This window comes from Acidovorax facilis, assembly GCF_023913775.1.
Lineage (GTDB): Bacteria > Pseudomonadota > Gammaproteobacteria > Burkholderiales > Burkholderiaceae_C > Acidovorax > Acidovorax facilis.
On sequence record NZ_JAMXAX010000086.1, the window covers coordinates 1 to 26,446 of the forward strand.

Sequence of the window (26,446 nt, forward strand, 5' to 3'; positions counted from 1 at the left end):
CCACAGTGCGTACGCAGGGCGATTGGGAGGGCTGGGTGGGTTTCTTTCTGCACGGCGTGGAAACCGCCGCATCCGAGGCTGAACGCGGCATTGTGGCGATTGCCAGCCTGGTGGCCGCAGACCGCAGGCGCCTGCTGCAAGCGCCCAAGGCGGGCCCAGCCAGCTACCGCTTGTTTGAACTGCTGCCCATGATGCCGCGCTTCACCGTGGAGCGGGTGCGTCAGCAATTGGGCACCAGCTTTCCCACCGCAAACGCAGCAGTGCAGATGCTCAGTGAGCTGGGCATAGTGACAGAGTTGACGGGGCAAAAGAAGAACCGCAGCTACAGCTATCAGCCCTACATCGAGCTAATGAAACTCTGAAAGGTGCGAGCAAAAGCCCATGACCGAAGACCAGCTCGAACGCGAAACCCTGGCCTGGCTGCAGGACGTGGGCTACACCCACGCAGCAGGCCCCGACATTGCCCCCGACGGCCCCGCGCCCGAGCGCAGTGACTACCGCCAGGTGCTGCTGGCAGGTCGCCTGAAGGCGGCGCTGATGCGGCTGAACCCTGCAATGCCCGTGGTGGCCATCGACGACGCGCTGGCGCAGGTGCAAGACCTGGGCGTGCCCGCGCTGCTGGCGGCCAACAGGCGGTTTCACCGGCTGCTGGTGGCGGGCGTGCCGGTGCAGCACCAGCGCGGCAACGAAACAGTGGGCGACTTTGTGCGCCTGGTGGACTGGGCCGCGCCCGAGCGCAATGACTGGCTGGCGGTCAACCAGTTCAGCGTGCGCGGGCCGCGCCACACGCGCCGGCCCGATGTGGTGCTGTTTGTGAACGGCCTGCCGCTGGTACTGCTGGAGCTGAAGAACCCCGCCGACCAGGCCGCCAGCGTGTGGAAGGCGTACGACCAGATCCAGACATACAAAGAGCAGATCCCGGACCTCTTCCACACCAACGAGGTGCTGGTAATTTCAGACGGCACCGAGGCACTGCTGGGGTCGCTGAGCGCAAGCGCCGAGCGCTTCATGGCGTGGCGCACGATTGACGGCGTGGCGCTGGACCCGCTGGGCCAGTTCAACGAGCTGCAGACACTGGTGCGCGGCGTGCTGGCGCCGCAGTACCTGCTCGATTACCTGCGCTACTTTGTGCTGTTTGAAGACGATGGCCAACTGGTGAAAAAGATTGCGGGCTACCACCAGTTTCATGCGGTGCGCGCCGCCATTGCCCAGGTGGTGGCTGCGGCCACGCCGGGCAGCGGCGCAGACCCGGCCATCAAGGGCAAGGGCGGCGTGGTGTGGCACACGCAGGGCAGCGGCAAGAGCATCACCATGACCTGCTTTGCCGCCCGCGTGATGCAAGAGCCCGCGCTGCAGAACCCCACCATCGTGGTCATCACCGACCGCAACGATCTGGACGGCCAGCTGCTGGGCGTGTTCGGCCTGGCGCAAGACCTGCTGCGCGAGCAGCCCGTGCAGGCCCGCACCCGGCAAGAGCTGCGCACGCTGCTGAGCAACCGGCCCTCGGGCGGCATTGTGTTTGCCACCATCCAGAAGTTCATGCCCGGCGAGGACGAAGACAGCTACCCCATGCTGTCAGACCGCCACAACATTGTGGTGATTGCCGACGAGGCGCACCGCACGCAGTACGGGTTTGAGGCACGGCTGAAGGTGCAAAAAACACATGGCAGGGAAAATTTCAAGCCAAATCAGGCACTAGCGCTTGATACACAAGCGCTACCAGCTACCAATACAGTAGCAAACCCCATCACCACAGGCAGCGGCACCGCACCCGCACACCGTGCCGAGTTTGCGCCGCCCACCTACCGGGCAGGGACCGAAGCGAACACGGTGGAGCCCACCCGGGAACACTACCAGGTGGGCTACGCCCAGCATCTGCGCGATGCGCTGCCCAACGCCACCTTTGTCGCGTTTACCGGCACACCCGTGAGCGGCATCGACCGCGACACGCGCGCGGTGTTTGGCGACTACATCCACGTGTATGACATGCAGCAGGCCAAGGAAGACGGCGCCACCGTGGCCATCTACTACGAAAGCCGCATGGTGAAGCTGGGCCTGAAGGCCGACGAGCTGCCCAGCATTGACGCCGAAGTGGACGAGCTGGCCGAGGACGAAGAAGAAAGCGTGCAGTCGCGCCTGAAAAGCCGCTGGGCGGCGCTGGAGCAGGTGGTGGGCGCCGAGCCCCGCGTGGCGCGCGTGGCGCAGGACCTGGTGGCGCATTTTGAAGAGCGCAACACCGCCCAGCGCGGCAAGGCCATGGTGGTGGCCATGAGCCGCGACATCTGCGCGCACCTGTACAACGAGATCGTGCGCCTGCGCCCCGAGTGGCACAACGCCGACCCCGAGCTGGGCGCCATCAAGATCGTGATGACCGGCAGTGCCAGCGACAAGGCCTTGCTGCGCCCGCACATTTACAGCGCGCAGGTCAAAAAACGGCTGGAAAAGCGCTTCAAAGACCCCGCCGACCCGCTGCGCATCGTGATCGTGCGCGACATGTGGCTGACCGGCTTTGACGCGCCCTGCGTACACACGCTGTATGTAGACAAGCCCATGAAGGGCCACAACCTGATGCAGGCCATTGCCCGCGTGAACCGCGTGTTCAAGGACAAGCAAGGTGGCCTCGTGGTGGACTACATCGGCATCGGCAACGAGCTCAAAGCCGCCATGAAGGAATACACCGCCGCCCAGGGCCGGGGACGCCCCACGGTAGATGCGCACGAGGCCTTCAGCGTGGTGCTGGAAAAGCTGGATGTGCTGCGCGCCCTGCTGCACGGGTTTGACTACAGTGGCTTTCTGACGGGCGGCCACCGCGTGCTGGCGGGCGCAGCCAACCACGTGCTGGGCCTGCCGCGCCAGGCCGGGCAAGACGGCAAAAAGCGATTTGCCGACACGGCCCTGGCGATGAGCCAGGCCTTCACCCTGAGCTGCACACTGGACGAGGCCAAGGCGGTGCGCGAGGAGGTGGCCTTCATGCAAGGGGTGAAGGTGATCCTCACCAAGCGCGACATCACCGCCAAACAGCGCACCGACGAGCAGCGCGAGCTGGCGGTGCGCCAGATCATCAGCCAGGCCGTCGTGTCTGAAAGCGTGGTGGATATTTTTGACGCCGTGGGGCTGGAGAAGCCCAACATCGGCCTGCTGGACGAAGGCTTTCTGGCCCAGGTGCGGGCCCTGCCCGAGCGCAACCTGGCGGTGGAGCTGCTGGAGCGCCTGCTGGAGGGCGAGATCAAAAGCCGCTTTGCCAGCAATGTGGTGCAGAGCAAGAAATTCTCGGAGCTGCTGGGCGGGGTGATCGTGCGCTACCAGAACCGCAGCATTGAAACCGCCCAGGTGATGGAAGAACTGCTAGACATGGCCCGCAAGTTCCGCGAGGCACATGGCCTGGCCGACAAGCTGGGGTTGAGCGAAGACGAGGTGCGCTTTTACACCGCGCTGGCCGAGAACGAGGCCGCCGTGCGCACGCTGAGCGACGACACGCTGAAAAAAATCGCCCACGAACTGACCGACAACCTGCGCAAGAACCTGACCGTGGACTGGACCGAGCGCGAGAGCGTGCAGGCCAAGCTGCGTCTGATGGTCAAACGCATCCTGCGCAAGTACAAGTACCCGCCCGACCTGGAAGCGGCAGCGGTGGAACTGGTGCTTCAGCAGGCACAGGCGCTGGGTGATGCATGGAGCGAGTTGGCTGCAGCCTGATGGAAGTTTCCCAATGGGCGTCCGGCACTGAGCCCCGTTGAATCCAGAGGCGCTCCCCTGCAATAGGGCGCACAGCTCAGCAGTTCAGTCAGTGCGACCGTTCACCCCTTTGAACTTTGTGTGCCTTTGTTTGTGTCTTGGGGCTTGGAGCCTGCAAGAGCAGGGTCCGGGGCCTCACCAGCCTCTTCGGTATTGACCGCCGTACCCGCTGCCGCGCCGCCCAGCGCACCCGCAATGCCGCCCAAGGTGCCTCCGACGACCACGCCCACCGGACCAGCGACTGCAACGCCCACGGCCGCACCGGCAGCCGCGCCCGCCATCATGCCGCCGCCCACCAGCACGGAATGGGCCTCGCGCTCTGCGTCTTCGGGCTCCAGGGCGGTCTGGGCGCCAGGTCGTGGGTCTTGCGACGGGATGCCGTAGCCAGGGCGGGCTTGGTCGGCCAGGTCTTCATCCACCGGTGGGGTGGCCGGATGAGGGAGTGTGGATGGATGCATGTGCGTCTCCTGGAAGGGGGTGACAAAACAAAACGGTTTCATCTCCCTCTCTTTTAGGGTCCACTCAGCGCCGTGTGCGCCATCCTGCAGACCGTGAGGCTGTCGGACAATGCCCGGTGCCCCCGGCAGATGCGCACTTTCTCAAGTCAATACGCTAGTTCCCCACCTAAGATCACCCCATGTCGGCATCCCCTTCCCCCTCCATCCTTCCCTTTGCCCCACAGCCCTCCGCCAGCGCACTGGCGCAGGCGCTGGGGATTCCCGTTTTTTCCCCGCACTGGCACATGCCGCAATACCCCGATGGGGCCGTGGGGCCTTGGCAGATGAAGCGCACTGGGGTGGGGCTGGACCGTGGTTACCACAGCGGCCCGTGTGTCACCTCGGGCTCGACGGTGCTGATGCGCCAGAGCGCTGCGGGCGGGTGGGAAACCTGGATGTCGTTGTCGCCGATGGAAGTGGAAAGCCAGGAACTGGCCTGCCGCCATGCGCGGGGCCACACGGTCGTGATGGGCCTGGGCATGGGCTGGGTGGCGGCCAACATCGCGCTACAACCCACGGTGGAGCGCGTGACCGTGGTGGAGCGGGATGGGGATGTGCTGGAGCTGTTTGGCCGTTGCCGCGTGCTGGAGGGGCTGCCGGAGTCCGCAGCGCGCAAGGTAGAGCTGGTGCAGGCCGACGCGCTGCAGTGGCACCCCCAGGGCACGCCCGTTGACTTCCTGTATGCAGACATCTGGCTGTACCTGGCGGAGCCACAAACCTTGGCGGAGGTGCAGCGCATGCAGGCCAACGTGCACGCTGACCAGGTGTACTTCTGGGGGCAAGAACTGGTGCTGGGTGCCATGGCCAGCGCACAGGCGGCGCCCGGTACGCCCGCATGGACCGACGCGGTGGACCATGCCGTGCGCGAGACAGGTTTACCGCTGCTGGCGCAGGCAGACGAAGGGTATGCCAACCTCATTGCACGGGTGTTGCAGCTGCGCCAAGGCGGCCGACCTACCGCCGGTTGACCGGCTGGCAGCCCAGCCAAGGGCGTCGGGCTATTGCGTTATTTGGTGAGCCACTTGCGCTGCGCGCGCGGCTGTACGGTGATGTCGACGCTCTGGTGCACGGCAGGCTGGCCGCTAGCGGCGTCGGTTTCCACCACGTCTTCCAAAGCGATGTCTTTGACCTCTGAATGTGTCGCTTCTTCCAGGTCGGCCAGGATCGCGCTGACCTTGCGTTCAGCCTCAGCGACCTTGGAATGTGGCAACGGCGAAGTGCGCATCATGGGCGGCTCCTGTGAGATAGACCCATTCTGGCCACGGAGCGCGCTCTGTGCGTGTCATCCTTTGCCGACGGGCGGGTGTCAGCGGGACGGCCATCCCGGAGGTCTGGATATGCCCAGGCGGTGCGCGATGGCGCCGGTCGCCCTCAGGCCGCCTGAGGCGCTGCGCGGTCGGCGCCAGAGGGCTGACCAGCAGTCATCGCACTGCCCATGGACGCCGCCACGATGCAGCCAATGGCCAGCCACTGGATGGCGCTCAGGTGCTCGCTCAGCAGCAGCAAGGCCAGCACGGCAGCCACCGCAGGCTCCATGCTGATCATGATGCCGAAGGCCTCCTTGGGCAGGCGCTTCAAGGCCATCATTTCGAGCGAGATCGGAATGGCGCTGGACACCGCCGCCACCGCCAAGCCGATGAGCAGCACGGTGGGCGACAGCAGCGCAGCGCCCGCACGTACCACGCCCACCGGCACCACCACCAGCGCCGCCACCAGGAGGCCCAGCGACACCGTGTGCCCGGCGTGCAGGTGCCCGGCGCGCTTGCCGAACACGATGTACAGCGCCCAGAACACCGCCGCGCCCAGGGCATACAAAACTCCCACCGGGTCCAGCGTGCTGCCGTTCAAACCCAGCGGCAGCAGCATGCCCAACCCGGCCATGGCCAGCGCCACCCACACAAAATCCACGGCGCGCCGCGAAGACCAGATCGCCACCGCCAGCGGCCCTGAGAACTCGATGGCCACCGCCAGCCCAAATGGCAGGGTACGCAGCGACATGTAGAACATTAGGTTCATGCCCCCCAGCGCCGCGCCGTACAACATGACGGCACGCGCATCGGCCCGCGACAGATGCCAGCGCCACGGCCGCCACAGCAACAGCACCAGCAACGCCGAAAAGCCCACGCGCACGGCAGTGGTGCCCTGCGCGCCCACCACCGGAAACAGCCAGTGCTTGGCCCAGGAGGTACCAATGCCCAACGCGGTGACGGAGCCCAGAACGGCCAGAAAGGGGAAAAAACGGTGCAGAAGGGAAGCGCTCATGGGTTGAAAATATAGTGTGACCCATGCGTGCTTTTTGCTCGATTTTCAGGGCCCGCGTGCAACTTTCGCTCACCACCACGAGGCGCCCCATGCCCGCCACCCCAGCACTCGACCGCTTTGATATCGCCATCCTGGACATCCTGCAGACAGACAACACCACACCCCAGCGCGTGATTGCGCAGGCGGTCAACCTGTCGGCACCCGCTGTGCAGCGACGCATCCAGCGGCTGAAAGACAGCGGCGTGATCCGCGCCAACGTGGCGGTGCTGGACCCGGTGAAAGTGGGCAAACCGCTGACCATCGTGCTGGAGGTGCACCTCGAAAACGAGCGCCCCGACCGCACCGCCCCGCTGCGCGCGCGCATTGCCAGCGAAGACGCGGTGCAGCAGTGCTACAGCGTGACGGGCGAGGCGGACTACCTGCTGGTGGTGAACGTGGCGTCGATGGAAGACTACGAGGGGCTGACGCAGCGGCTGTTTGAGGGGGATGACAACATCAAGCGGTTCAGAACGTCGGTCGCACTGGCCAGCCTGAAGACCGGGCTGCGTGTGCCGCTGGACCACGCGCTTCCAACTGCCTGACTACAGCCCCAACGCCCTGCGCAACTGCGCGCCCGTGAGGCGCTGGCGCGGGCCGCCCAGCAGCTCGCACATGCGCGCATTCAGCGGCGCCTCCATGCCCTGCTGAGCCGCCAGCCTCACCACAGCACCGCTGAGTGCATCAATCTCGGTCACGCGCCCGGCTTCCAGGTCGTCCCACATCGATGAGCGCGCATTGGCGTCGATCTGCAGCATGCGTTTTGCCAGCCGGGTGAAGAGCCAGTTGGGCAGGCGCAGCACATGGGGCAGCAGCGTGGGCGACACGGCGGTGACCTGGGCGGGTGCGATGCCTGCGCGCGCCATCACACGCAGCGCCTCGGTTTGCAGGGCAGCAAAGACGCGGCGGCAGTCGCGGTCGAGCAGCTCTTGCCGCAGAGGCAGGTCGGACAGCGCATTGACCGGGTTGTTGAGGTTAAGCAACAGCTTGCCCCACTGCACCGCACGGATGTCGGCGGGCAATACGGTGGCCAGGCCTGCAGCGTTGAAGACCGGCGCGATGCGTTCGGTGACGGCATCACGCTGCAGTTGCAAATGGCCCGCGGTGGCACGGTGCACCTGGGCGCCGCGCAGCACCACGTTGTAAGGCACCATGCCCGCCAGAACACTCAGGCCTGGCGCCCGGGCTGTGACGCGGGCCACGTTGTCAACGCCGTTTTGCAGCGAGATGACGGGCGTTCCCGGCGCACAGGCGTCGGCCAGTTCGCGCGCAGCGGATTCGGTGGCGCCGCTTTTGACGCACAGCAGGATGACGCTGTCCGGGCCCGGCGCCGCGTCGGCCAGTGTGTGTGCCAGTTGCAGCGCAGACACGGGCACGGTGCGGTCAAAGCCATCCAGGTCCGTGACTTTGAGGCCGTGCAACGCGATGGGCTCCAGCGCATGCGGACGGCCCACCAGGCAGACCGGCTGGCCGTGCGCGGCCAGGCGCCCACCCACATAACAACCAATGGCGCCTGCGCCGAGAACGATGAAGTGCATGCGGATGCTTTCTGGATCAACGGAAGACAGTGCACCACGATGGATGCGGCGCCTGCGCATTGTGCGGCGACACGCCTACCGGGCCTGGCGCAGAGGCGACGGTATCTGCAGGCACCTGCAGCCTGCATATTTTGAGCTTTTTTGGCCCCTGGCGCTTATTCATCAAGCGCCGATAGCTATCAAAATAGAAGCACCATCAACAAACACCACCTGCGCCCAACGGGCCTTCCACCAGCAGACCTCAGCCAAACCGCACCGTCACCAGCAGCCCCCCCAGACGCGGCGAAGCGCTGAGTTGCACGGTGGCGCCATGGCCCTGCGCAATGGCCTGCACGATGGCCAGGCCCAGGCCACTGCCCGGGGCGCCTTCCGAGGTTTCGCGCACAAAACGCTGCATCACGCGCTCGCGGTGCTCGGGGGCGATGCCGGGGCCGCTGTCTTCCACCGTGAGCACGGCAGCATCACCCTCGCGGCGCACCTGCAGGTCCACCCGGCCGCCGGGCGGGGTGTACTTGATGGCGTTATCCAGCAGATTGCGCGCCAGCATGCGCAGGGCTTCGGCATCACCACGCACGGTCACGGGCACGTTGGCGGCGTCGGAGTGAAGCAGGCCTACATCCATGCTGCGCGCCTGCGCGGCTGGGGCCACGTCGGCCAGGGCCAGCTGCGCCACGGCGTGCAGGTCCACGGGTTCGTTGGTGGCGGTGCTGGCCTCTTGCCGGGCCAGGGTGAGCAATTGCTCCACCAGGCGCGTGGCGCGGTCGATGCCGGCCGACAGGCGTTCGATGGCGACGGCACGCGCGGCATCATCGCCCGCGCGCTGCAGGCCCTGCAGCTGCAGGCGCAGCGCGGCCAGGGGCGAGCGCAGTTCGTGCGCGGCATCGGCCACAAAATGCTCCTGCGCGTCAAAGGCGCGCTGCACGCGCTCGAACAGCAGGTTGAGTTCACTGACCAGCGGCTGCACTTCGTCGGGCAGTTGCGCATCGCTCACGGGCGAGAGGTCATCCGCCTGGCGCTGCGCCAACTGGCGGCGCACGCGCTCCACCGGGGCCAGCGACCGGCTCACACCCCACCACACGGCCAGCACCAGCAGCGGAGCCATGATGGCCAGCGGCGCCAGCGTGCGCAACGCCAGGCTGCGGGCCATGTCGCGCCGCGCGGCCATGTTCTGCGCCACCTGGATCACCTGCGAACGCGTTTGCATCGAGAACACCCGGTAGGTACCGCCGCGCGCCTGCACGTTGGCAAAGCCCAGCACGGCGATCTGCGGCAGGGCCGCGCCCACGGCGGATTCAAAAATGCGCAGGCCTTCGTTGGTCCACACCTGCACGATGAATTCGTGGTTTTCGTCCTCGGGATCCAGGCCCGGGCCCAGCCCTTGCGCATCCACCGGCAGGCCCGAGCGCAAGGCCAGTGCGGTTTGCTGCATGTGGTAGTCGAACAGCGCATCGGCCTCGTCCAGCGCACCCCGGTAGGCCAGTGCGCCCTGCACTGCGCCGGCCAGCACGATGGCGGCCAGCAGGAACACCAGCAGACGCATGCGCAGAGAGCGCGGGAGCATGGACTGCAGCGCGCTGCGCCAGGAGGTAGTTGGCACGTTCTTCATCTCTATCCATCCATCCCCGCCGCATGCTCAGGGCGGGAGATTGCGCGGGGGCAGCCAGCAAGGGCCGCCCCGCAGCAAAGGCTGTCGTCCCCTTGGGGGGAAGCGGCGAAGCCGCTCAGGGGGGTCATGCCTTCGGCACGAGGTAGCCCACCCCGCGCACGTTCAGCACCAGCTCGGGCCCCAGCTTCTTGCGCAGGCCGTGGATATAGACCTCCACCGCGTTGCTGCTCACCTCGTCGCCCCAGCCGTAGAGCTTGTCTTCCAGCTGCTGGCGCGACAGCACCATGCCGGGCCGTGCGATCAGCGGCTCCAGCACCGCCCATTCGCGCGCAGACAGCACAACAGGAACTCCATTCACCGTGGCCTCGCGCGTGGCGGGGTTGATGCACACGCCCTTGTGCTCATACACCGGCTCGGCCCGCCCTGCAGCGCGGCGCAGCAGGGCGCGAATGCGGGCGAGCAGTTCATCAAGGTCGTAAGGCTTGAGCACGTAGTCGTCCGCCCCCGCGTCGAGCCCCTCGATGCGCTGGGCCACGGCATCACGTGCGGTGGCCACCAGCACCGGGGTGCGGTTCTTGCGCGCCCGCAGGTCGCGCAGCACGGCCAGGCCGTCGCGCTTGGGAAGACCCAGGTCCAGCAGCACCAGGTCATAGGGCTGGGTGCGCAATGCCGTGTCGGCGGCGTCGCCGTCACGCGCCCAGTCCACGGCGTAGTGCTCGGCGCGCAGCAGGTCTTGCACGGCTTCGCCGATCATGGGGTCGTCTTCAACTAGCAAGAGGCGCATGGTGGGCAAGCATAGCCAATGAAATCAATCGGGCCACCGAAGTGGCCCGTGCAGGCATCGCATCACAGCGGACCACAAAGCTCAGCGCAGCGGTTCTGGCTAGGAGGCTGTCGGACTTGGAGCGTCGAAGCGAAAATTGGCCCCAGCGAGGACAGTTTTTGCCGGATTTGCAGCCCCATAGCCGAGCTATGGGGCAAAAAGACGGTGGAAAATGGACCGCTGCGGCCAATTTGCAGCCGACGATTTCCAAGTCCGACAGCCTCCTACGCGTTTCGTCGCAGACAGTACCGAAAGTACGGCAAGACGGAACAACGACGCCAGGAGAGCCTTTGGGACCGCTTAGCCCAAACGCACCGGCACAAAGATCTTGTTGCCATCGCGCTCGATCAGCAACGCCACCGACTTGCCCGTGGTGGCCTTGGCCATTGCCGCGCGCACCTGCTCGATGTTCTTGGCGGGCGCGCCGTTGATGGCCAACAGCACATCCCCCGGCTGCACACCGGCCGCCGCAGCGGGGCCGCGCGCCTGTTCGATCACCAGGCCCTCGGCCACGCCTACCTCGCGGCGCTCCTCGGGGTCCAGCGGGCGCAGCGACAGGCCCAGCTGGCCCTTGCCCACGGCATCGTCGTTGCGCGCCTGCTTGGTCGCCTTGTCGCTGGCGTCGCCCAGCGTGGCGGTCAGCTCCAAGGGCTTGCCCTGGCGCCACACCGACAGCTTGGCCTGCTGCCCCGGCTGCGCCTGGCCCACCCAGGCGGGCAGGTCGCCCGAGGCCACGATGGGCTGGCCGTTCACCTGGCGAATCACGTCGCCCGCCTGCAGGCCTGCTTTCTCGGCCGGGCTGCCCTTGCTGACGCTGGCGACCAAGGCGCCCTCGGGCTTGTCCAGCTGGAAGGATTCAGCAAACGCCTGGTTCACCTCCTGCACGGCCACGCCCAGCTGGGCGTGGCGCACCTTGCCGGTGGCCACAATCTGGTCCTTGATCTTGGCGGCCAGCTCGATGGGGATGGAGAACGACACGCCCTGGTAGCCGCCCGAGCGGCTGTAGATCTGCGAGTTGATGCCCACCACCTCGCCGCGCGCGTTGAACAGCGGCCCGCCAGAGTTGCCGGGGTTCACCGCCACGTCGGTCTGGATGAAAGGCACCAGGCTGTCGTCGGGCAGCGAGCGGCCCTTGGCGCTGACCACGCCCGCCGTCACGCTGTTTTCAAAGCCAAAGGGCGAGCCGATGGCCAGCACCCATTCGCCCACCTGCAGGTCGCGCGTGCTGCCCAGGCGCACGGTGGGCAGATCCTTGGCGTCGATCTTGAGCACGGCCACGTCGGTCTTGGGGTCGGCGCCCAGCACCTTGGCGCGGAACTCGCGCCGGTCAGTGAGCTTGACGACCACTTCGCTCGCGCCCTTGACCACGTGGGCATTGGTCAGCACCAGGCCATCAGGGCTGACGATGAAGCCCGAGCCCTGGCCATGGGTGGGTACGTTGGGCTGGCCTTGCGGGCCCGCGCCGGGGAAACCGAACTGGCGAAAGAATTCGTAAAACGGATCGTTTGGGTCGATCTGCGGGCCACGGCCCTGGCGGGCAGCGGGTTGCTCGTCATCGTCGTCATCGTTGGCCATCGCCGTCTTGGTGCTGCCCGTGACGCTAATGTTGACCACGGCCGGGCCGTTCTGCGCGGTGATCTGGGCAAAGCTCGGCAGCGTACCGCCCGGGGCCATGGCCGTCTGCGCCACGATGGGCGTGGAGGGTGTGACCGCGCGGGCCTGGTGCCCACTGATGAGGCCGGCGCCGGTGGCGCCCACAGCGCCCGCGGCCACCAGGGCCAGGATCAGGCGGCGGGGAGTGGATGCAAGCGTGTTGTTCATGGTGTCTGCCTTTTCAATCAGGGTTGCGATGGAAGGCAGTGTGGGCACGGACACTTAGACGAAACTTAGGCGGAGTCGGTAAGCCATGAACCCGCGGGTATCGGTGCCGCATCCTGGTTTTCTACGGCCCGGCAACTACCTCAGTCTTTGATATCGCACGGCCCCACGCCAGTGCCACCGTGCAAGGGCCGCCCCGCCGCACGGGTGGCGTCCCCCTGCCCGCATCGCGGAGCGATGCGAGAGCGGGGGGAAGGCGCGAAGCGACTCAGGGGGGTGTTCTCTGCTTCACAGGAACATGCCGCCCGACGCCTCGATGCGCTGCGCATTCACCCAGCGTGTGGCCGGTTGCAGTAGCGAAGCGACCAGCGGGCCGATGTCGTCCGGCACACCCACGCGGCCCAGAGCCGTCTGCGCGGCCACAAAGGCGTTGAGCTGCGCGTTGTCGCGCACCGCGCCGCCGCCAAAGTCAGTCTCGATGGCGCCCGGGGCCACCACGTTCACGGTGATGCCACGCGGGCCCAGTTCTTTGGCCAGGTAGCGGCTCAGCACCTCGATGGCGCCCTTCATGGCCGCGTAGGCGGCGTAGCCGGGCAAGGCGAAGCGGGCCAGGCCCGACGACAGGTTCAGGATGCGGCCGCCATCGTTCATCAGCGGCAGCAGGCGCTGCGTGAGGAAAAACACGCCCTTGAGGTGCACGTTGACCAGCGCATCGAACTGCGCTTCGGTGGTTTCGGTGATGGGCGCATGCACGCCCATGCCCGCGTTGTTGACCAGAAAGTCAAACCGCTCGCGCTGCCAGTGGCTGCGCAGGGTTTGCTGCAGCTGCGCAGCGAAGGCTTCGAAGCTGGCCACATCGCCCACATCCAGTGGCAAAGCCACAGCACGGCGGCCCAGCTTTTCGATGTCTGCCACCACTGCCTGGGCTTCGGCGGCCTGCTGGCGGTAGGTCAGCACCACGTCGATGCCGCTGTGTGCAGCGGCCAGCGCTGCGCTGCGGCCCAGGCCGCGGCTGCCGCCGGTGATCAAAACGACGGGGGTGGGGGCTGGAGAAAGGGATGAAGCGCTTGTCATGGCAGGGTCCTTTGCAGTGTCTGAAGCCCGGTCACACCGCGTGACCGGGGCTGGAGATGAACTTTATTGGAGTGCCAATCAAAGATAAACCATGCAAAATATGATTCATTGTCCATCCATTAATAACAATGAACCCTTTAGACCGCATGCAGATCTTTGCCCGTGTGGCCGAGCTGAGCAGCTTTACCCAGGCTGCGCAGGTGCTGGGCCTGCCCAAGGCCAGCGCCTCTCTGGCCGTGCAGCAGCTGGAGGCCCACCTGGGCACGCGCCTGCTGCACCGCACCACGCGGCGCGTGCAGCTGACGCAAGACGGGCAGGCCTTTTACGAGCGCTGCAAGGACTTGCTGGACGATGTGGACGAACTGCAGGCCATGTTCCAGCAGCCCGACGGCACTGCGCTGCGCGGGCGCGTGCGCATTGACATGTCCACCGGCATTGCCCGCCAGCTGGTGCTGCCTGCGCTGCCCGATCTGCTGGCCCGCCACCCGCTGCTGGAGGTGGAGCTGAGCAGCACCGACCGCCGCGTGGACCTGGTGCGCGAGGGTTTTGACTGCGTGATCCGCGTGGGCCCGGTGGCAGAACCCGGGCTGGTGGCCCGCCCTCTGGGCCTGGTGCGCGTGGCCAGCTGCGCCAGCCCGGGCTACCTGGCGCGCAAGGGCACACCCCAATCACTGGCCGACCTGGCGCAGCATGACCTGGTGCACTACGTGAGCACGCTGGGCACCAAGTCCGCCGGATTTGAAACGACGGGCGACGACGGCAGCCCGCAGTTTCACCCCATGGCTGGGCGTGTCACCGTCAACAGCGCCGAGGCCTACCTGGGCGCCTGCGCAGCAGGGCTGGGCCTGATCCAGGCGCCTTTGCTGGGCGTGCGCGAGCTGATCGACCGGAGACTGCTGGTGGAGGTGCTACCGCACCACCCTGCCCCGCCCATGCCGGTGACGCTGATCTACCCCCACCGGCGCCACCTGCCCCAGCGCGTGCGGGTGGTGATGGACTGGCTGGCCGCCGTGGCGCAGGCGCATCTGCAGAGCGAGGCCCATGGCGCACCTGCCGCCGCATGAAGGTTTCGCGCGGCGCTTCGACTACGCGCAGTCAACGGTTTCCAGTGGATTGAGACCGAATCAACAGCTATCAATTGAATAGCTACTAGCGCTTACTGGATAAGCGCCAGAGGCAAAAACCATTCAAAAATCACATGAACAGTGTCATCGCAACCCTCACCAAGTCCCGCCCAGCCTCACCCGGTGAAGCGGTACACGATGGCCCCCTGCACCACGTCGCCCGGCGCCAGCCAACGCACGGGAAACCCGGGCTGGTTGGGCGCATCGGGATACTCCATAGGCTCCAGGCAGATGCCGTCGCCCGGCTGCCATAGCCAGACGCCCTGCTCTGCGCCCCGCCCCAGGTCGCGCACCGGATCAGCCTTGAGGCCGTGGCCTGCGTAAACCTGCACCCCGGGCGCGGTACTCCATACCTCCATGGTGCGACCAGTGAGGGGCTCGCTCAGCAGCGCCGCAAGACGCAGGCCCTGCGACGGCGTGATGGGTGACACCGGTGGCGTCCGCACCGCGCCCTCTTCGTCCCACACATGTTCATCCAGCACCAGGTAGTGGTCCAGCCCACCCGCCAGCGACAGCTGTTCGCAGGGCTCCGCCACGGCGGCACCCACGCTGCGGGCTTCGCGAAGGTCGAAAGGCGTGGCATCTACAGGCTGCACCAACCCGCTAGGACACACATCAGCCGCCAGCGGTACATAGCGGCTGGCGGGCACTTGCAGGGTGTGGCCGTGGGTGCTGCCAGCGCCCGCCAGGTTGAAGAACGCATGCCCGGTGATGTTGAGCAGCGTGGGGGCGTCCAGCGCCTCGCCCGTCCACGCCATGTGCAGCGCGTTGTCGGCGGTGAGGTGCAGGTGTAGCTGCAGGCGGAGCGTGCCCGGCACGCCGTCGTCCTCGGTGCGAAAGGTGTGGCTCAGGGTGAGCGCATCGGCCTGCACGTCATCCACCGCAAACACCTGAAAGCGGCTGCCCTTGGGCCCGCCATGGTGGTGGTGGGGGCCGCTGTTGGTGGGCAGTTGCCGCTGTGCGCCATCGGGCAGAGTCAACAAACCACTGCGCAACCGCCCGGCCCAGCGGCCTATGAGGGCGCCCATGGAGAGTTGCCCGTCCAGGTAGCCCTGCAGGCTGTCGTAGCCCAGCGCCACATCAACGAGGCCGCCCTGCCCGTCGGGCACCGCCACCTGTACCAGCCGTGCGCCGTAGTTGCTGACGGCCACCTGCAGGCCACCAGCACCGCGCAGGGTGAAGAGGTCAGTCGGCTGGCCGTGAAGCTCTTGCTGAAACGCTTTGCGTGAAAGGGAATAGGCCATGGCTGCGAGTCTATTTGGTGGCGGATGCGGCGGGAGCATCGCGCGTGACCAGCCAGATGCCCCCGCACACCAGCACCAGGGCCAGCAGGTTCTTCCACTCCAGCAGCGCCTCGCCCAGGAAGATCGCCGACAGCGCCGCGCCGAAGATCGGCACCGTGAAGTTGAACACCGTGACCTGGCTCACGCGGTTGTGCTTAAGCAGAATGCTCCACAGCGAAAACGCGGCCGACGACAGCAGCGCCAGGTACACCAGCAGCACGGTGGTGCCCCAGGTAAAGCCCGTGAGCGAGCCGCCCAGGCCCCAGCCAATGGCCAGCAACGCCACGCCGCCAAGCCCCAGTTGCCAGCCCGTCATCACCACCGAGTCCATGCGCTGCGACACCTGTTTGCCGTAGATGCTGGCAGCGGCCAGCACGAAGGCGGCAATCACCACAAAACCTTCGCCCAGCAGCGTGAAGTCCATGTCCAGCGTGCCGCGCCCCAGGTTCACCACCATCACCCCCGCAAACCCCACCACGCAGCCCCACAGCTTGGCATGGCTCAGGCGGTCGTTGTGATAGACCCAGTGCGCAAGCAGCACGCTGAAGAATGTGCCGGTGGCATTCATGATGGAGCCCTTGACCCCCGTGGTGTGCGCGAGGCCCACGTAGAAGAACACGTACTGCAGCGTGGTCTGCGCCAGGCCCAGCACCACCAGTTGCCTCCCGGCCACAAAGCCCAGCCCCCAGATGGCCTTGCGCGTGGCCACGGCCCAGGCCAGCAGGATCAGCCCCGCGCCCAGAAAGCGCCAGCCTGCAAACACCAGCTGCGTGGGAATGTCATTGCGGGCGATGCCGAACCAGGCGTAGCCGGTCTTGATAGCGGGGTAGGAGCTGCCCCAGAGCAGGCAACACAGCAGCGCCAGCGCGATGACGACCCTGGGATCGGAAAAACGGGGATGTCCCATGTGAGTTCTTGGTCTCTCTAGTGAAACAGCCCGTGCAAAGACGGGCTGTGAGGGGGAGGCTTGCAGCCCCAGGACGCAGCCTGCAAGGCCACCGTTTCAGTGATCCGTTGCGCTACGCGCCACCACCAACGCATGCGAAGGGCGCGGCCCAGGCGAGGGCAGCCGCGCAAGGGCCGCCCCACCGCGGATGCGGCGCTTTGCTTGTGTGCGCTGGCTGCGTCCCCCTCCCGTAGCGCGCAGCGCGTAGAGAGAGGGGGAAGGCGCGAAGCGACTCAGGGGGTGTCACTTCAAGTCACCGGTGCGGGGTTGAACAGCACCAGCGCGTTGTGCAGCTTCCACTGCTCGGCCCAGGTCTTCTTGCGGCCGCTGGCCACGTCAAGCAGCAGGTGGAACATCTCCCAGCCCAGGTCTTCGATGGTGGCCTCGCCGTCGGCGATCTTGCCGGCGTTGATGTCCATCAGGTCGTGCCAGCGGCGCGCCAGGTCGCTACGCGTGGCCACCTTGACCACCGGGCATTCGGCCAGGCCATAGGGCGTGCCCCGGCCGGTGGTGAACACATGCAGGTTCATGCCCGCAGCCAGCTGCAGCGTGCCGCAGATGAAGTCGCTGGCGGGCGTGGCGGCGTACACCAGGCCGCGCTGGTCGCGGCGCAGTTTTTCGCCCGGAGCCAGAACGTGCGCAATGGGCGCGGTGCCGCTCTTGATGATGGAGCCCATGGCTTTTTCAGCGATGTTCGACAGTCCGCCCGCCTTGTTGCCCGGCGTGGTGTTGGCGGCTCGGTCCACGCGGCCTCGGTCAAGATACTGGTCGTACCAGCTGAGTTCTCGCACGATGGCTTGCGCGACTTCAGGCGTGGCGGCGCGGCTGGTGAGCTGCTCCACGGCGTCGCGCACCTCGGTGTTCTCGCTAAACATCACCGTGGCACCCGCGCGCACCAGCAAGTCTGCGCAAAAGCCCACGGCCGGGTTTGCGGTGACGCCCGAGAACGCATCGCTGCCGCCGCACTGCACACCCAGCACCAGCTCGCTGGCCGGGATGGTCTCGCGGCGGCGGGCGTTGAGGCGTTCGAGGTGCGGGCGCGCGCTTTGCACGATGTGGTCGAGCATGGACATGAAGCCCACATGCTCGTCGGCCTGCAGGCACACCGTCTCCGGGCCAAGGGCTGCGTCGCGCTCGTCGGTGATGGGGAAGCTGCCCGGGGGCAGCAGGCGGTCGGGCTGCAGCTTTTCGCAACCGAGACTCACCACCATGACCTCGCCCCCAAAGTTGGGGTTGAGGCTGATGTTGCGCAGGGTGCGGATGGGGATGATGGCGTCGGGCGCATCAATGGCCACGCCGCAGCCGTAGGTGTGCTCCAGGCCGATCACGTCGTCGACGTGCGGAAACGAAGGCAGCAGCTCGTCCTTGATGCGGCGCACCGCCAGGGCCACCACACCCGCCACGCACTGCACGGTGGTGGTGATGGCCAGGATGTTGCGCGTGCCCACCGAGCCGTCGGCGTTGCGGTAGCCCTCGAAGGTGTAGCCGGTCAAAGGCTCCGGCACCGGCGGCTTCACCGTGGCCATGGGCAGGCCCTCGAGCGCGCGGGCCGAGGGCATCTGCAGCAGGCGCTCGTGCACCCAGCTTCCCGCCGGGATGGCCTTGAGCGCATAGCCGATGGGCACGTTGTAGCGGCGCACCACATCTCCCTCGGCCATGTCCTGCAGCGCCACCTTGTGGCCCTGCGGCACCTTGTCACGCAATGTGATGCCTGCGCCTGGCACGCCGGGCGGCAGCACCGTGCCGGCAGGAAGGCCTCCGTCGTTGGCGACGATGGCGACGTTGTCATCCGGGTGCATGCGGATGGTGAGGGCGGGTCGGTTCAGGTCGTTCACTTCAATTCCACTTCTGGGTTCTGCACCGCCAGCGTGGGGCTGGCGGCGCGCACTCATCCGCCCGATTTCAGCACCAGGTCCGGCAGCCACATCGAGAACTGGGGCACATAGGTCACGAGCATCAGCGCGACGATGAGCGCGCTGTAGAACGGCCAGATGGTCTTCATCACTTCACCCACGCTGATACCCCCGATGGTGCACCCAATGAACTGCGTGGTGCCCACCGGCGGTGTGTTCAGCCCGAGCGCGCAGTTGATCAAAATCACGATGCCGAACTGCTCCGTGCTCATGCCGAACTGCTGGCAGATGGGCAGAAAGATCGGCGTACAGATCAGGATGGTGGCCGCCATGTCCAGGAACGTACCCAGGATGAACAGGATGATGTTCACGCACAGAAAGATCACCCAGGGAGAGGTGCTCATGGACTTGAGGGCGTCGCCCGTGAGTTCGGCCACGCCGTACAGGCCGATGAGGTAGCCGAACATCGACGAGATGCCGATCAGCAGCAGCACGGTGCCCGTGGTCTTGACCGCCTTGGAGGCGGCCTTGAGAAACTGCTCGCGTGTGAGTTTCTTGTAGACGAACACCGACAGCAACAGCGCCCAGATCACCGCCACCGAGGCGGACTCCGTGGCCGTGAACGCCCCCGACAAGATGCCAGCAATGATGATGACCACCACCGCCAGCCCGGGAACCGATGCCCGGAACGAGATCCACACGATCTCCCAGCCGGGGAACGTGCCCGCAGGGTAGCCGCGCTTGACGGCCACGAGGTAGGCAGCCAGCAGGTTGCAGACGGTCAGCAGCAACGCAGGCACGATGCCGGCCAGGATCAGCGCCGCAATGCTCACCTTGCCGCCAGCGGCCAGCGTGAAGATGATCAGGTTGTGCGACGTGGGCATGAGCGCGCCCACCAGCGAGGCGTGCGTGGTCACGTTCACCGCGTAGTCGGCGTGGTAGCCCTCTTTCTTCATCTGCGGGATGAGCACGGCGCCCATGGCAGACACGTCGGCCACGGGCGAGCCCGAGACGCCGCCGAACAGCGTGCAGGCAAGCACGTTGCTCATGCCCAGCCCGCCGCGCACATGGCCGGCCACGCTCTTGGCAAACACCACGATGCGGTCGGCAATGCCGCCGTACATCATGATTTCGCCCGCGAAGATGAAGAACGGAATCGCCAGGAACGAGAACGGGTTCATGCCCGAAATCATCTGCTGGAAGCCCACGGCCAGCGGCAGGCCTTCATACAGGATGGTGGCCAGCGACGACAGGCCGATGGAAAACGCCACGGGCACGCCCAGCAGCAGCAGGAGCGTGAAGGTCACGCACAGAATGGTCAACGCCATGATGGTGGAATCTTTACTGGAACATTAGGGTGCGGAGGGACGCATGCAGGGACCGCTTCGGTCATCTCCGCACGGCGCATGAAGCGGGCGTGACCCCTGCCAGGGCAGCCGAGCAAGGGCCGCCCCGCAGCGAGGGCTGCGTCCCTCTGCCCGCATGGCGCAGCCATGCGGGAGCGGGGGGAAGCGCCGCAGGCGCTCAGGGGGGTGTCGTTCATCTCAATGCCAGGCGGGCTCGACCTCTGTGCCGCGGACCAGGGCGATGATGTGCTCCAGGGAGAACATCGCCACCAGCACGCCGGCGAGCGCGGGGGGAACGTACTTGAACGCTTCGGAGATACCGAGCGTGGGAATCTTGTAGGGCGCCACGGACTCGGCGAGCACGCCGCAGTTCCATGCCATGACCACGCCGAAGATCAGCACCAATACGTGGATCACGATTTCCAGCTTGTGGCGCAGCCAGTCGGGCGCGAGCACCAGGAACGATTCGAGGCCGATGTGCCCCGCATCGCGCACACCTACGGCCATGCCCAGCATGGTGACGTACAGCACCAGGAGCACTGCACCACTCTCGGCACAGGTCGGTGTGTTATTGAAGATATAGCGTCCAATGACCTGGTAGAGCACGGCGCAGACCAGAAGCACCAGCCCCGCCACTCCCAGCTGCAGACAAGAGCGCGCAATGAAGGCGCAAAGACGCGTGTACATAGAGAACATTCAGAAGACGGAAAGAGGGACCTGCCGCAGGACACACGGCCCTGCGGCATGGAATGCCAGGATTACTGCACCGCGTCGATGCGCTTGACCATGTCCTGGAGCTTGGGGTCCTTCAGGAATTTGTCGTACACCGGCTTCATCGCCGTCTTGAAGGCGACCTTGTCGATTTCGACGATCTGCGCCCCCGCAGCTTTCACCGTGGCCAGGGACTTTTCTTCACGCTCGTCCCAGATCTTGCGCATGAAGCCCACCGATTCCTTGGCCGCGGCGCGGATGGCCTTTTGCTCATCGGCGCTCAGGGTGTCCCACACGCGTTTGCTGAACAGCAGGATCTCGGGCGCCATCGAGTGCTCGGTCTTGTTGAAGTACTTTGCCACTTCAAAGTGGCGCGAGCTCTCGTAGCTGGGGTAGTTGTTTTCGGCGGCGTCGACCAGGCCAGTCTTGAGCGCGGTGTAGACCTCACCAAACGGCATGGGGGTGGCGTTGGCGCCCATGGCTTCGAGCAGGGACACCCACAGGTCGCTCTGCTGCACACGAACCTTCAGTCCCTTGACGTCGGCCAGGGTCTTGACCGGCTTCTTCACGGTGTAGATGGAGCGTGCGCCGCTGTCATAGAAAGCCAGCCCGATGAAACCTTGCGATTCGCAGTCCTTCAGGATCTCGTCGCCGATGGCGCCGTCGAGCACCTTGCGCATGTGTTCCTTGTCGCGGAACAGGAAGGGCATGGTGGGCACCATGGTGGCGGGGCAGATGTTGTTCATGGGGGCGACGTTCACGCGCGTCATGGCGATGGCGCCCAGTTTGGTCTGCTCGATGGTGTCCTTCTCGATGCCGAGCGATCCCTTGGCGTAGACCTTGATGCTGTGCTTGCCGCCCGTGGCTTTGGACAGCGTCTCGCCCATGTGGCGCACGGCCAGCACGGTGGGGTAGTCCTCGGGATGGATGTCAGACGAGCGGAATTCCGTGGCCTGCGCGGCCAGGCTGCCGAGCAGCATGCTGGCGGCCAATGCGACGCGGCCAAACAGATGGGGGATTTTCATGGTTGTCTCCTGGGTTGAAGGTGTTGTGAATGGGGAGAGCCCCGGGGCCTGTTGTCCTCAGGCGCTCCGATAAGGTGTTTCTGGCAACCCCGCCACGCCTGGGCGGGTGGCAAAAATGGCGCCGCCCAGCGCCACGTCATCGCCCTGTGGCTGCCCGGGGCGGATGGAGGTGATGAACAGCACGTCCAGCCCCGGGCCGCCGAAGCTGCACATCGAGGGCTTGCTGGTGGGCACGGCGATGGACCGGTCCAGGCGGCCGTCGGGGGTAAAGCGATGCACCACGCCAGCGTCGTTGCCGCAGATCCAGTAGCAACCGTCTGCATCCACCGCGCCGCCGTCGGGCCGGCCAGGCAGATCGCGCATGTCCACGAACAGCGAACGTTGGCCCACCGATCCATCGTCGTGCAGAGGCAACTGCCAGATCTGCTGCACGCTGGGGTGGCTGTCGCTCAGGTACATGGTCTTGCCATCGGGGCTGAAGCCCAGCCCGTTCTGCGTGACCAGGCCCTGCACTTGTGGTGCAGACAGGCCGTGCTGCGCATCCATGCGGTACAGACTGCCAGCAGCCTGCGCCAGCGACATGTCGCGCACCATGGTGCCCGCCCAGAAGCGCCCCTGCCGGTCGCAGCGGCCGTCGTTGAAGCGCATGCCGGGCTGGGGGTGATCCACACCTGCAAGCAGCGTGGCAGACAGCAGGCCGCCGGGCTGTGGCTGCAGGTGGAACACGCCAGTTTCCATGCCCGCGATGAGCCCTCCCGTCGCATGCAACGCGATGCAGGCGGGCCGCTCTTCGGTGTCCCAACTTTGCACCTGCTGGTCAGCATAGGTCCAGCGGTGCAGCTTGCGGCCTTCGATATCCACCCAGTAGAGAGCCTGCTCGGCAGGGCTCCACACGGGGCTTTCGCCCACCTGGTCGCGGTGATCGGACAGCAGCAGATCCATACGAGGCTCCATTGGGGCGCTCATTCGAAAGGGCCGGTGCGCACGAACGGACCGCCCTGGTAGATCACGGCGGGGTCGGTCAGGTCGGGGTGCGGGTCAGCGGCTTCGACCTTGGCGCGGAAGGGCTCGGAGCTGTCTTGCGGGCGGTAGCCGATGTGGCGCGCGAGCGTGTTGTCCCACCAAGTGGTGGTGTTATCGCCCATGCCATAAATGATGCTGTGGCCCACCACCGGTGCCGTGAGGCTGGCAACGACCAGGCGCTCCAGGTCGTCGTAGCTCATCCAGGTGGCCAGCATGCGGCGGTTGCGCGGCTCGGGGAACGATGAGCCAATGCGCAGGCACACGGTTTCAATGCCATAGCGGTCAAAGTAGAAGCGCGACAGGTCTTCGCCAAAGGCTTTGGACACGCCGTACAGGCCGTCAGGCCGGGCCGGGTCGTTGGGGCCCACCACTTCGTCCTGGCGATAAAACCCGGTGACGTGGTTGGAGCTGGCAAACACCACCCGCTTGACGCCTTGCTTGCGCGCCGCTTCATACAGGTTGTAGACACCCACGATATTGGCCTGCAGGATGGGCTCCCAGGGCTGCTCGGTGGAGACGCCCCCGAGGTGCACCACGGCATCAACGCCCTCCAGCAAGCTGAGCACGGCGCCCGCGTCTTCAAGGCGTGCGGGGCGCAGCTCCTCCCCTGCGCCTTCGTCGCCCAGGTTCGCGATATCAGACAACCGCAAGGTGGCGCAGTAGGCTTTCAGGCGTGCACGCAATTCCTGGCCCAGGCCTCCGGCAGCTCCGGTCAATAGCAGGCGTTGGAAACGAATAGGCGTCGGATGGCAAGGCATGGCGGTTACAAAGGCAGAGGTTCTTGGTACAGTGGCAACAGATTCAGTTGAACGTCATCAGTTGTCGTACAACGAAAAGCAATGTACCGCTTCTGCCCCCGGCGCCCCATAGGGATAACACCAAGAAATGACCACCGATACCCCGCTTCGCCGCAAGCCCCGCACACTGGCCCTGGAGCTTGTCGAATCCCTGGGAGACCGCATCCGCGACGGCCGCCTGGCCCTGGGCGACAAGCTGCCCACCGAGGCCGCCATCATGGCCGAGTTCAGCGTGAGCCGCACCGTGGTGCGCGAGGCGATTTCCAAGCTGCAAGCCTCTGGCCTGGTTGAAACGCGGCACGGCATCGGCACCTTTGTGCTGGGGCTGGGGCAGGCGCCCGGCTTCAAGATCACCCCCGACCAGTTCAGCACCCTGCGTGACGTGATTGCCGTACTGGAGCTGCGCATTGGGGTAGAAACTGAAGCCGCCGCGCTGGCCGCGCAACGCCGCACCGAGGGCAACCTGAAAGCCATGCGCGAGGCGCTGGACGCCGTGGCAGCCGCCGTGGATGCGGGCCGCGACGCGGTGGCGGCGGACTTCCAGTTCCACCTGGAAATCGCACGTGCCACGCAGAACAGTCACTTCGCCGAACTGATGGGCACGCTGGGCAGCGTGATCATCCCGCGCGCCCGCCTGGCCGCCATGGATTCGGCCAATGACGAGCGGCGCCAGTACCTGCGCCGTGTCAACGGCGAACACGAAAGCATCTACGACGCCATCGTGGGCCAGGATCCCGATGGTGCACGGGCCGCCATGCGCACCCACCTGGCCAACAGCCGCGAACGTCGGCGGCGCGCGCAGGCCGAAGCGGGCTGAATCACCCCAGCCGAGTCACTCATTCATGAACCCTGGGGAATCATGGCCAAGGTGAGGTACCCGGTTGTCCCATCAGTAGTTACCCGACACCCGAGAGGACTTCTTATGTTGTACGATGACATACAACGAAATGTTGCAATGCTTTCGCGCGTTCGGGGCTGCGGCGCCTTTCAAACCACCAGGAGTTGTCTGTCGTAAAGCCCTCAGCGCACATTGAAAGACATCCTTCCTGGGTGCAGCGCCAGTTTGCGCTGCGCAATCTGCGCACTCAGCATGCAACCGCCCCTTTTTTTCTCAACACCCTCTTCTTCACCACCACACCACCACCATGCATGCAAACCTGATTGGCGGCGCCTGGACTGACGGCGTTCGCACCTACCAGAACACCAACCCCTCTGACACGCGCGATGTGATCGGCGACTACGCCGTGGCGAGCCGCGAGCAGGCGCTGGAGGCCGTCGCCGCAGCGCACGCGGCCTTCCCGGCATGGAGCCTGTCCACGCCCCAACAGCGCTTTGACATTCTGGACGCCGTGGGCAACGAAATCATCGCGCGCAAGGCCGAGCTGGGCGACCTGCTGGCCCGCGAAGAAGGCAAGACCCTGCCCGAAGCGATTGGCGAAGTGGGCCGCGCCGCGGCCATCTTCAAGTTCTTTGCTGGCGAGGCGCTGCGCCCCGGCGGTGAGCTGATCCCCTCCGTGCGCCCTGGCGTGGGCATCGAGATCACACGCGAACCCCTGGGCACCATCGGCATCATCACGCCGTGGAACTTCCCCATCGCCATTCCGGCCTGGAAGATCGCCCCGGCCCTGGCCTATGGCAACTGCGTGGTGTTCAAGCCCGCCGAGGTGGTGCCCGGCTCCGCCTGGGCGCTGGCCGACATCCTGCACCGCGCAGGGCTGCCTGCCGGTGTGTTCAACCTGGTGATGGGCCGGGGCTCGGATGTGGGCGCCGTGCTGCTGGAAGACGAGCGCATTGCGGGCGTGAGCTTTACCGGCTCCGTCGGCACGGGCCAGCGTGTGGCCGCCGCCTGCGTGCCGCGCGGTGCCAAGGTGCAGCTGGAGATGGGCGGCAAGAACCCGTTTGTGGTGCTGGACGACGCCGACCTGAACGTTGCTGTGGGCGCCGCCATCAACAGCGGGTTCTTCTCGACCGGCCAGCGCTGCACCGCCAGCAGTCGCTTGATCGTGACCGAAGGCATCCACGACCGCTTCGTGGCCGCCATGGTCGAGAAAATGAAGACCTTGAAGGTGGACGACGCCCGCAAGGCTGGCACCGACATCGGCCCCGTGGTGGACGACCGCCAGCTCGCGCAAGACCTGGAATACATCGGCATCGGCCAGCAGGAGGGCGCCAAGCTCGCCTACGGCGGCGAAGCTCTGGAGAAGAACGCCGACGGCGCGCCCGGCTACTACCTGCGCCCGGCCCTGTTCACCGAGACCACGCCCGGCATGCGCATCAACCGCGAAGAAATCTTCGGCCCCGTAGTGAGCGTGCTGCGCGCGAAGAACTATGAAGAAGCGCTGGCCCTGGCCAACGACACGCCCTTCGGCCTGGCCAGCGGCATCGCCACCACCAGCCTCAAGCACGCCACGCACTTCAAGCGCCACGCGCAGGCCGGCATGGTGATGGTGAACCTGCCCACGGCGGGCGTGGACTACCACGTGCCGTTTGGCGGCCGCAAGAGCAGCAGCTACGGCCCGCGCGAGCAAGGCCGGTATGCGGCCGAGTTCTACACCACGGTCAAGACGGCCTACACCCAGGCCTGAACCTGGCGCCGCCGCCGACGCGGCGGCGGCGGGGGCGCCAGCAGCCACGGTGCTTGCCCTGCGTCAAATTGCCGCAAAATCCGGCCCTGGCGCTGATGTAGAAAGCAGGTGAAGCTATAACATTTATAGCAAAACACCCTGCGCCGCTGTGTCGCCGCAGTATCATCGCGCCCCATGACCGCCCTCCCACGAACAACCTTTGCCGCGCTGCGCCTGTGGGTGCTGGCATGGTTCGTGGCGTCGATGGGGGTGGCGATTGCATCGCCGCTGGTGAACCCGCAATCCTTCGAAGTGATCTGCTCGGGCACCGGCGCCATCAAGCTGCTGGTGCAGACCGACGATGGCACTGTGGAGATGGGCGCCA

Annotated in this window: 22 protein-coding genes and 2 pseudogenes; 8 read left to right on the forward strand and 16 right to left on the reverse strand. The window is 66.0% G+C overall.

The features are described 5' to 3' along the window. Both NFX52_RS20195 and NFX52_RS20200 read left to right on the forward strand, forming a co-directional pair. Positions 1 to 362, forward strand: a pseudogene (locus NFX52_RS20195) (Fic family protein); the annotation flags it as partial. Between the two features lie 19 nt (positions 363 to 381). Continuing rightward, positions 382 to 3,696 (forward strand): type I restriction endonuclease subunit R, encoded by a 3,315-nt coding sequence (locus NFX52_RS20200; RefSeq protein ID WP_055394312.1) that lies wholly within the window; start codon positions 382 to 384, stop codon positions 3,694 to 3,696. Positions 3,697 to 3,797: 101 nt separating this feature from the next. On the opposite strand, the gene NFX52_RS20205 is transcribed toward NFX52_RS20200, so the two are convergent. After that, positions 3,798 to 4,193 carry a hypothetical protein gene (locus NFX52_RS20205; protein WP_055394313.1) on the reverse strand — a complete coding sequence of 132 codons (396 nt, stop codon included), beginning with the start codon at positions 4,191 to 4,193 and terminating at the stop codon, positions 3,798 to 3,800. Positions 4,194 to 4,372: 179 nt separating this feature from the next. On the opposite strand from NFX52_RS20205, the gene NFX52_RS20210 reads away from it, so the two are divergent. Beyond that, entirely contained in the window at positions 4,373 to 5,200 is an 828-nt protein-coding gene (locus tag NFX52_RS20210) for a hypothetical protein (protein WP_055394315.1), read from the forward strand. 38 nt (positions 5,201 to 5,238) lie between these two features. Here NFX52_RS20210 and NFX52_RS20215 read toward each other — a convergent pair whose 3' ends face one another. Further along, entirely contained in the window at positions 5,239 to 5,460 is a 222-nt protein-coding gene (locus NFX52_RS20215; protein ID WP_055394317.1) for a hypothetical protein, read from the reverse strand. A 143-nt stretch (positions 5,461 to 5,603) separates the two neighbouring features. Further along, the gene (locus NFX52_RS20220) at positions 5,604 to 6,494 is read right to left on the reverse strand and encodes an EamA family transporter (RefSeq protein WP_055394320.1); all 891 of its coding nucleotides are present in this window, start codon (positions 6,492 to 6,494) and stop codon (positions 5,604 to 5,606) included. A gap of 89 nt (positions 6,495 to 6,583) precedes the next feature. On the opposite strand from NFX52_RS20220, the gene NFX52_RS20225 reads away from it, so the two are divergent. After that, positions 6,584 to 7,075, forward strand: coding sequence for an Lrp/AsnC family transcriptional regulator (locus NFX52_RS20225; protein ID WP_055394356.1), 492 nt, complete (start codon positions 6,584 to 6,586; stop codon positions 7,073 to 7,075). On the opposite strand, the gene NFX52_RS20230 is transcribed toward NFX52_RS20225, so the two are convergent. The 5 genes from NFX52_RS20230 to NFX52_RS20250 all read right to left on the reverse strand — a co-directional run bounded on the left by NFX52_RS20230 (position 7,076) and on the right by NFX52_RS20250 (position 13,389). Next, on the reverse strand, positions 7,076 to 8,068 hold the full coding sequence (locus tag NFX52_RS20230; RefSeq protein WP_055394322.1) for a 2-dehydropantoate 2-reductase: 993 nt from the start codon (positions 8,066 to 8,068) through the stop codon (positions 7,076 to 7,078). A gap of 241 nt (positions 8,069 to 8,309) precedes the next feature. Next, positions 8,310 to 9,674, reverse strand: a complete 1,365-nt coding sequence (locus tag NFX52_RS20235; RefSeq protein ID WP_055394324.1) for an ATP-binding protein — start codon at positions 9,672 to 9,674, stop codon at positions 8,310 to 8,312. A 124-nt stretch (positions 9,675 to 9,798) separates the two neighbouring features. Beyond that, positions 9,799 to 10,458 (reverse strand): response regulator transcription factor, encoded by a 660-nt coding sequence (locus tag NFX52_RS20240; RefSeq protein ID WP_055394326.1) that lies wholly within the window; start codon positions 10,456 to 10,458, stop codon positions 9,799 to 9,801. A 339-nt stretch (positions 10,459 to 10,797) separates the two neighbouring features. Then, positions 10,798 to 12,318, reverse strand: coding sequence for a DegQ family serine endoprotease (locus tag NFX52_RS20245; RefSeq protein ID WP_055394328.1), 1,521 nt, complete (start codon positions 12,316 to 12,318; stop codon positions 10,798 to 10,800). Between the two features lie 285 nt (positions 12,319 to 12,603). Next, positions 12,604 to 13,389 (reverse strand): SDR family NAD(P)-dependent oxidoreductase, encoded by a 786-nt coding sequence (locus tag NFX52_RS20250; RefSeq protein ID WP_055394330.1) that lies wholly within the window; start codon positions 13,387 to 13,389, stop codon positions 12,604 to 12,606. Positions 13,390 to 13,517: 128 nt separating this feature from the next. On the opposite strand from NFX52_RS20250, the gene NFX52_RS20255 reads away from it, so the two are divergent. After that, the gene (locus NFX52_RS20255) at positions 13,518 to 14,453 is read left to right on the forward strand and encodes a LysR family transcriptional regulator (RefSeq protein WP_055394332.1); all 936 of its coding nucleotides are present in this window, start codon (positions 13,518 to 13,520) and stop codon (positions 14,451 to 14,453) included. 176 nt (positions 14,454 to 14,629) lie between these two features. Here the strand turns inward: NFX52_RS20255 and NFX52_RS20260 are convergent, their stop codons facing one another. From NFX52_RS20260 to NFX52_RS20295, 8 genes are all read right to left on the reverse strand, one after another. Further along, the gene (locus tag NFX52_RS20260; protein WP_055394334.1) at positions 14,630 to 15,757 is read right to left on the reverse strand and encodes an aldose epimerase family protein; all 1,128 of its coding nucleotides are present in this window, start codon (positions 15,755 to 15,757) and stop codon (positions 14,630 to 14,632) included. A 10-nt stretch (positions 15,758 to 15,767) separates the two neighbouring features. Next, positions 15,768 to 16,703 carry a DMT family transporter gene (locus NFX52_RS20265; RefSeq protein WP_055394336.1) on the reverse strand — a complete coding sequence of 312 codons (936 nt, stop codon included), beginning with the start codon at positions 16,701 to 16,703 and terminating at the stop codon, positions 15,768 to 15,770. A gap of 287 nt (positions 16,704 to 16,990) precedes the next feature. After that, on the reverse strand, positions 16,991 to 18,541 hold the full coding sequence (garD, locus tag NFX52_RS20270) for a galactarate dehydratase (protein WP_369801321.1): 1,551 nt from the start codon (positions 18,539 to 18,541) through the stop codon (positions 16,991 to 16,993). Positions 18,542 to 18,630: 89 nt separating this feature from the next. After that, the gene (locus tag NFX52_RS20275) at positions 18,631 to 19,923 is read right to left on the reverse strand and encodes a TRAP transporter large permease (RefSeq protein ID WP_055394338.1); all 1,293 of its coding nucleotides are present in this window, start codon (positions 19,921 to 19,923) and stop codon (positions 18,631 to 18,633) included. A gap of 216 nt (positions 19,924 to 20,139) precedes the next feature. After that, a complete protein-coding gene (locus NFX52_RS20280) occupies positions 20,140 to 20,628 on the reverse strand; it encodes a TRAP transporter small permease (protein ID WP_055394340.1) in 489 nt (162 codons plus the stop codon). A 71-nt stretch (positions 20,629 to 20,699) separates the two neighbouring features. Beyond that, on the reverse strand, positions 20,700 to 21,677 hold the full coding sequence (locus NFX52_RS20285; protein WP_055394342.1) for a TRAP transporter substrate-binding protein: 978 nt from the start codon (positions 21,675 to 21,677) through the stop codon (positions 20,700 to 20,702). A 57-nt stretch (positions 21,678 to 21,734) separates the two neighbouring features. After that, positions 21,735 to 22,619: an SMP-30/gluconolactonase/LRE family protein gene (locus NFX52_RS20290; protein ID WP_055394344.1), complete on the reverse strand. Its 885-nt coding sequence runs from the start codon at positions 22,617 to 22,619 to the stop codon at positions 21,735 to 21,737. Positions 22,620 to 22,639: 20 nt separating this feature from the next. Continuing rightward, entirely contained in the window at positions 22,640 to 23,458 is an 819-nt protein-coding gene (locus tag NFX52_RS20295) for an NAD-dependent epimerase/dehydratase family protein (RefSeq protein ID WP_207402068.1), read from the reverse strand. Between the two features lie 127 nt (positions 23,459 to 23,585). Between NFX52_RS20295 and NFX52_RS20300 the strand changes: the two genes are divergently transcribed. The 3 genes and pseudogenes from NFX52_RS20300 to NFX52_RS20310 all read left to right on the forward strand — a co-directional run. Then, a complete protein-coding gene (locus NFX52_RS20300; RefSeq protein ID WP_252635796.1) occupies positions 23,586 to 24,314 on the forward strand; it encodes a FadR/GntR family transcriptional regulator in 729 nt (242 codons plus the stop codon). Positions 24,315 to 24,642: 328 nt separating this feature from the next. Further along, positions 24,643 to 26,082: an aldehyde dehydrogenase family protein gene (locus tag NFX52_RS20305; protein WP_055394350.1), complete on the forward strand. Its 1,440-nt coding sequence runs from the start codon at positions 24,643 to 24,645 to the stop codon at positions 26,080 to 26,082. 174 nt (positions 26,083 to 26,256) lie between these two features. Continuing rightward, positions 26,257 to 26,446 (forward strand): annotated as a pseudogene (locus tag NFX52_RS20310) (hypothetical protein); the annotation flags it as partial.

Coding starts and splice junctions, on each gene's coding strand:
- NFX52_RS20200 (WP_055394312.1), top strand. CDS start 382: ATGACCGAAGACCAGCTCGAACGCGAAACCCTGGCCTGGCTGCAGGAC.
- NFX52_RS20205 (WP_055394313.1), bottom strand. CDS start 4,193: ATGCATCCATCCACACTCCCTCATCCGGCCACCCCACCGGTGGATGAA.
- NFX52_RS20210 (WP_055394315.1), top strand. CDS start 4,373: ATGTCGGCATCCCCTTCCCCCTCCATCCTTCCCTTTGCCCCACAGCCC.
- NFX52_RS20215 (WP_055394317.1), bottom strand. CDS start 5,460: ATGATGCGCACTTCGCCGTTGCCACATTCCAAGGTCGCTGAGGCTGAA.
- NFX52_RS20220 (WP_055394320.1), bottom strand. CDS start 6,494: ATGAGCGCTTCCCTTCTGCACCGTTTTTTCCCCTTTCTGGCCGTTCTG.
- NFX52_RS20225 (WP_055394356.1), top strand. CDS start 6,584: ATGCCCGCCACCCCAGCACTCGACCGCTTTGATATCGCCATCCTGGAC.
- NFX52_RS20230 (WP_055394322.1), bottom strand. CDS start 8,068: ATGCACTTCATCGTTCTCGGCGCAGGCGCCATTGGTTGTTATGTGGGT.
- NFX52_RS20235 (WP_055394324.1), bottom strand. CDS start 9,674: ATGAAGAACGTGCCAACTACCTCCTGGCGCAGCGCGCTGCAGTCCATG.
- NFX52_RS20240 (WP_055394326.1), bottom strand. CDS start 10,458: ATGCGCCTCTTGCTAGTTGAAGACGACCCCATGATCGGCGAAGCCGTG.
- NFX52_RS20245 (WP_055394328.1), bottom strand. CDS start 12,318: ATGAACAACACGCTTGCATCCACTCCCCGCCGCCTGATCCTGGCCCTG.
- NFX52_RS20250 (WP_055394330.1), bottom strand. CDS start 13,389: ATGACAAGCGCTTCATCCCTTTCTCCAGCCCCCACCCCCGTCGTTTTG.
- NFX52_RS20255 (WP_055394332.1), top strand. CDS start 13,518: ATGAACCCTTTAGACCGCATGCAGATCTTTGCCCGTGTGGCCGAGCTG.
- NFX52_RS20260 (WP_055394334.1), bottom strand. CDS start 15,757: ATGGCCTATTCCCTTTCACGCAAAGCGTTTCAGCAAGAGCTTCACGGC.
- NFX52_RS20265 (WP_055394336.1), bottom strand. CDS start 16,703: ATGGGACATCCCCGTTTTTCCGATCCCAGGGTCGTCATCGCGCTGGCG.
- garD (WP_369801321.1), bottom strand. CDS start 18,541: ATGCACCCGGATGACAACGTCGCCATCGTCGCCAACGACGGAGGCCTT.
- NFX52_RS20275 (WP_055394338.1), bottom strand. CDS start 19,923: ATGGCGTTGACCATTCTGTGCGTGACCTTCACGCTCCTGCTGCTGCTG.
- NFX52_RS20280 (WP_055394340.1), bottom strand. CDS start 20,628: ATGTACACGCGTCTTTGCGCCTTCATTGCGCGCTCTTGTCTGCAGCTG.
- NFX52_RS20285 (WP_055394342.1), bottom strand. CDS start 21,677: ATGAAAATCCCCCATCTGTTTGGCCGCGTCGCATTGGCCGCCAGCATG.
- NFX52_RS20290 (WP_055394344.1), bottom strand. CDS start 22,619: ATGGATCTGCTGCTGTCCGATCACCGCGACCAGGTGGGCGAAAGCCCC.
- NFX52_RS20295 (WP_207402068.1), bottom strand. CDS start 23,458: ATGCCTTGCCATCCGACGCCTATTCGTTTCCAACGCCTGCTATTGACC.
- NFX52_RS20300 (WP_252635796.1), top strand. CDS start 23,586: ATGACCACCGATACCCCGCTTCGCCGCAAGCCCCGCACACTGGCCCTG.
- NFX52_RS20305 (WP_055394350.1), top strand. CDS start 24,643: ATGCATGCAAACCTGATTGGCGGCGCCTGGACTGACGGCGTTCGCACC.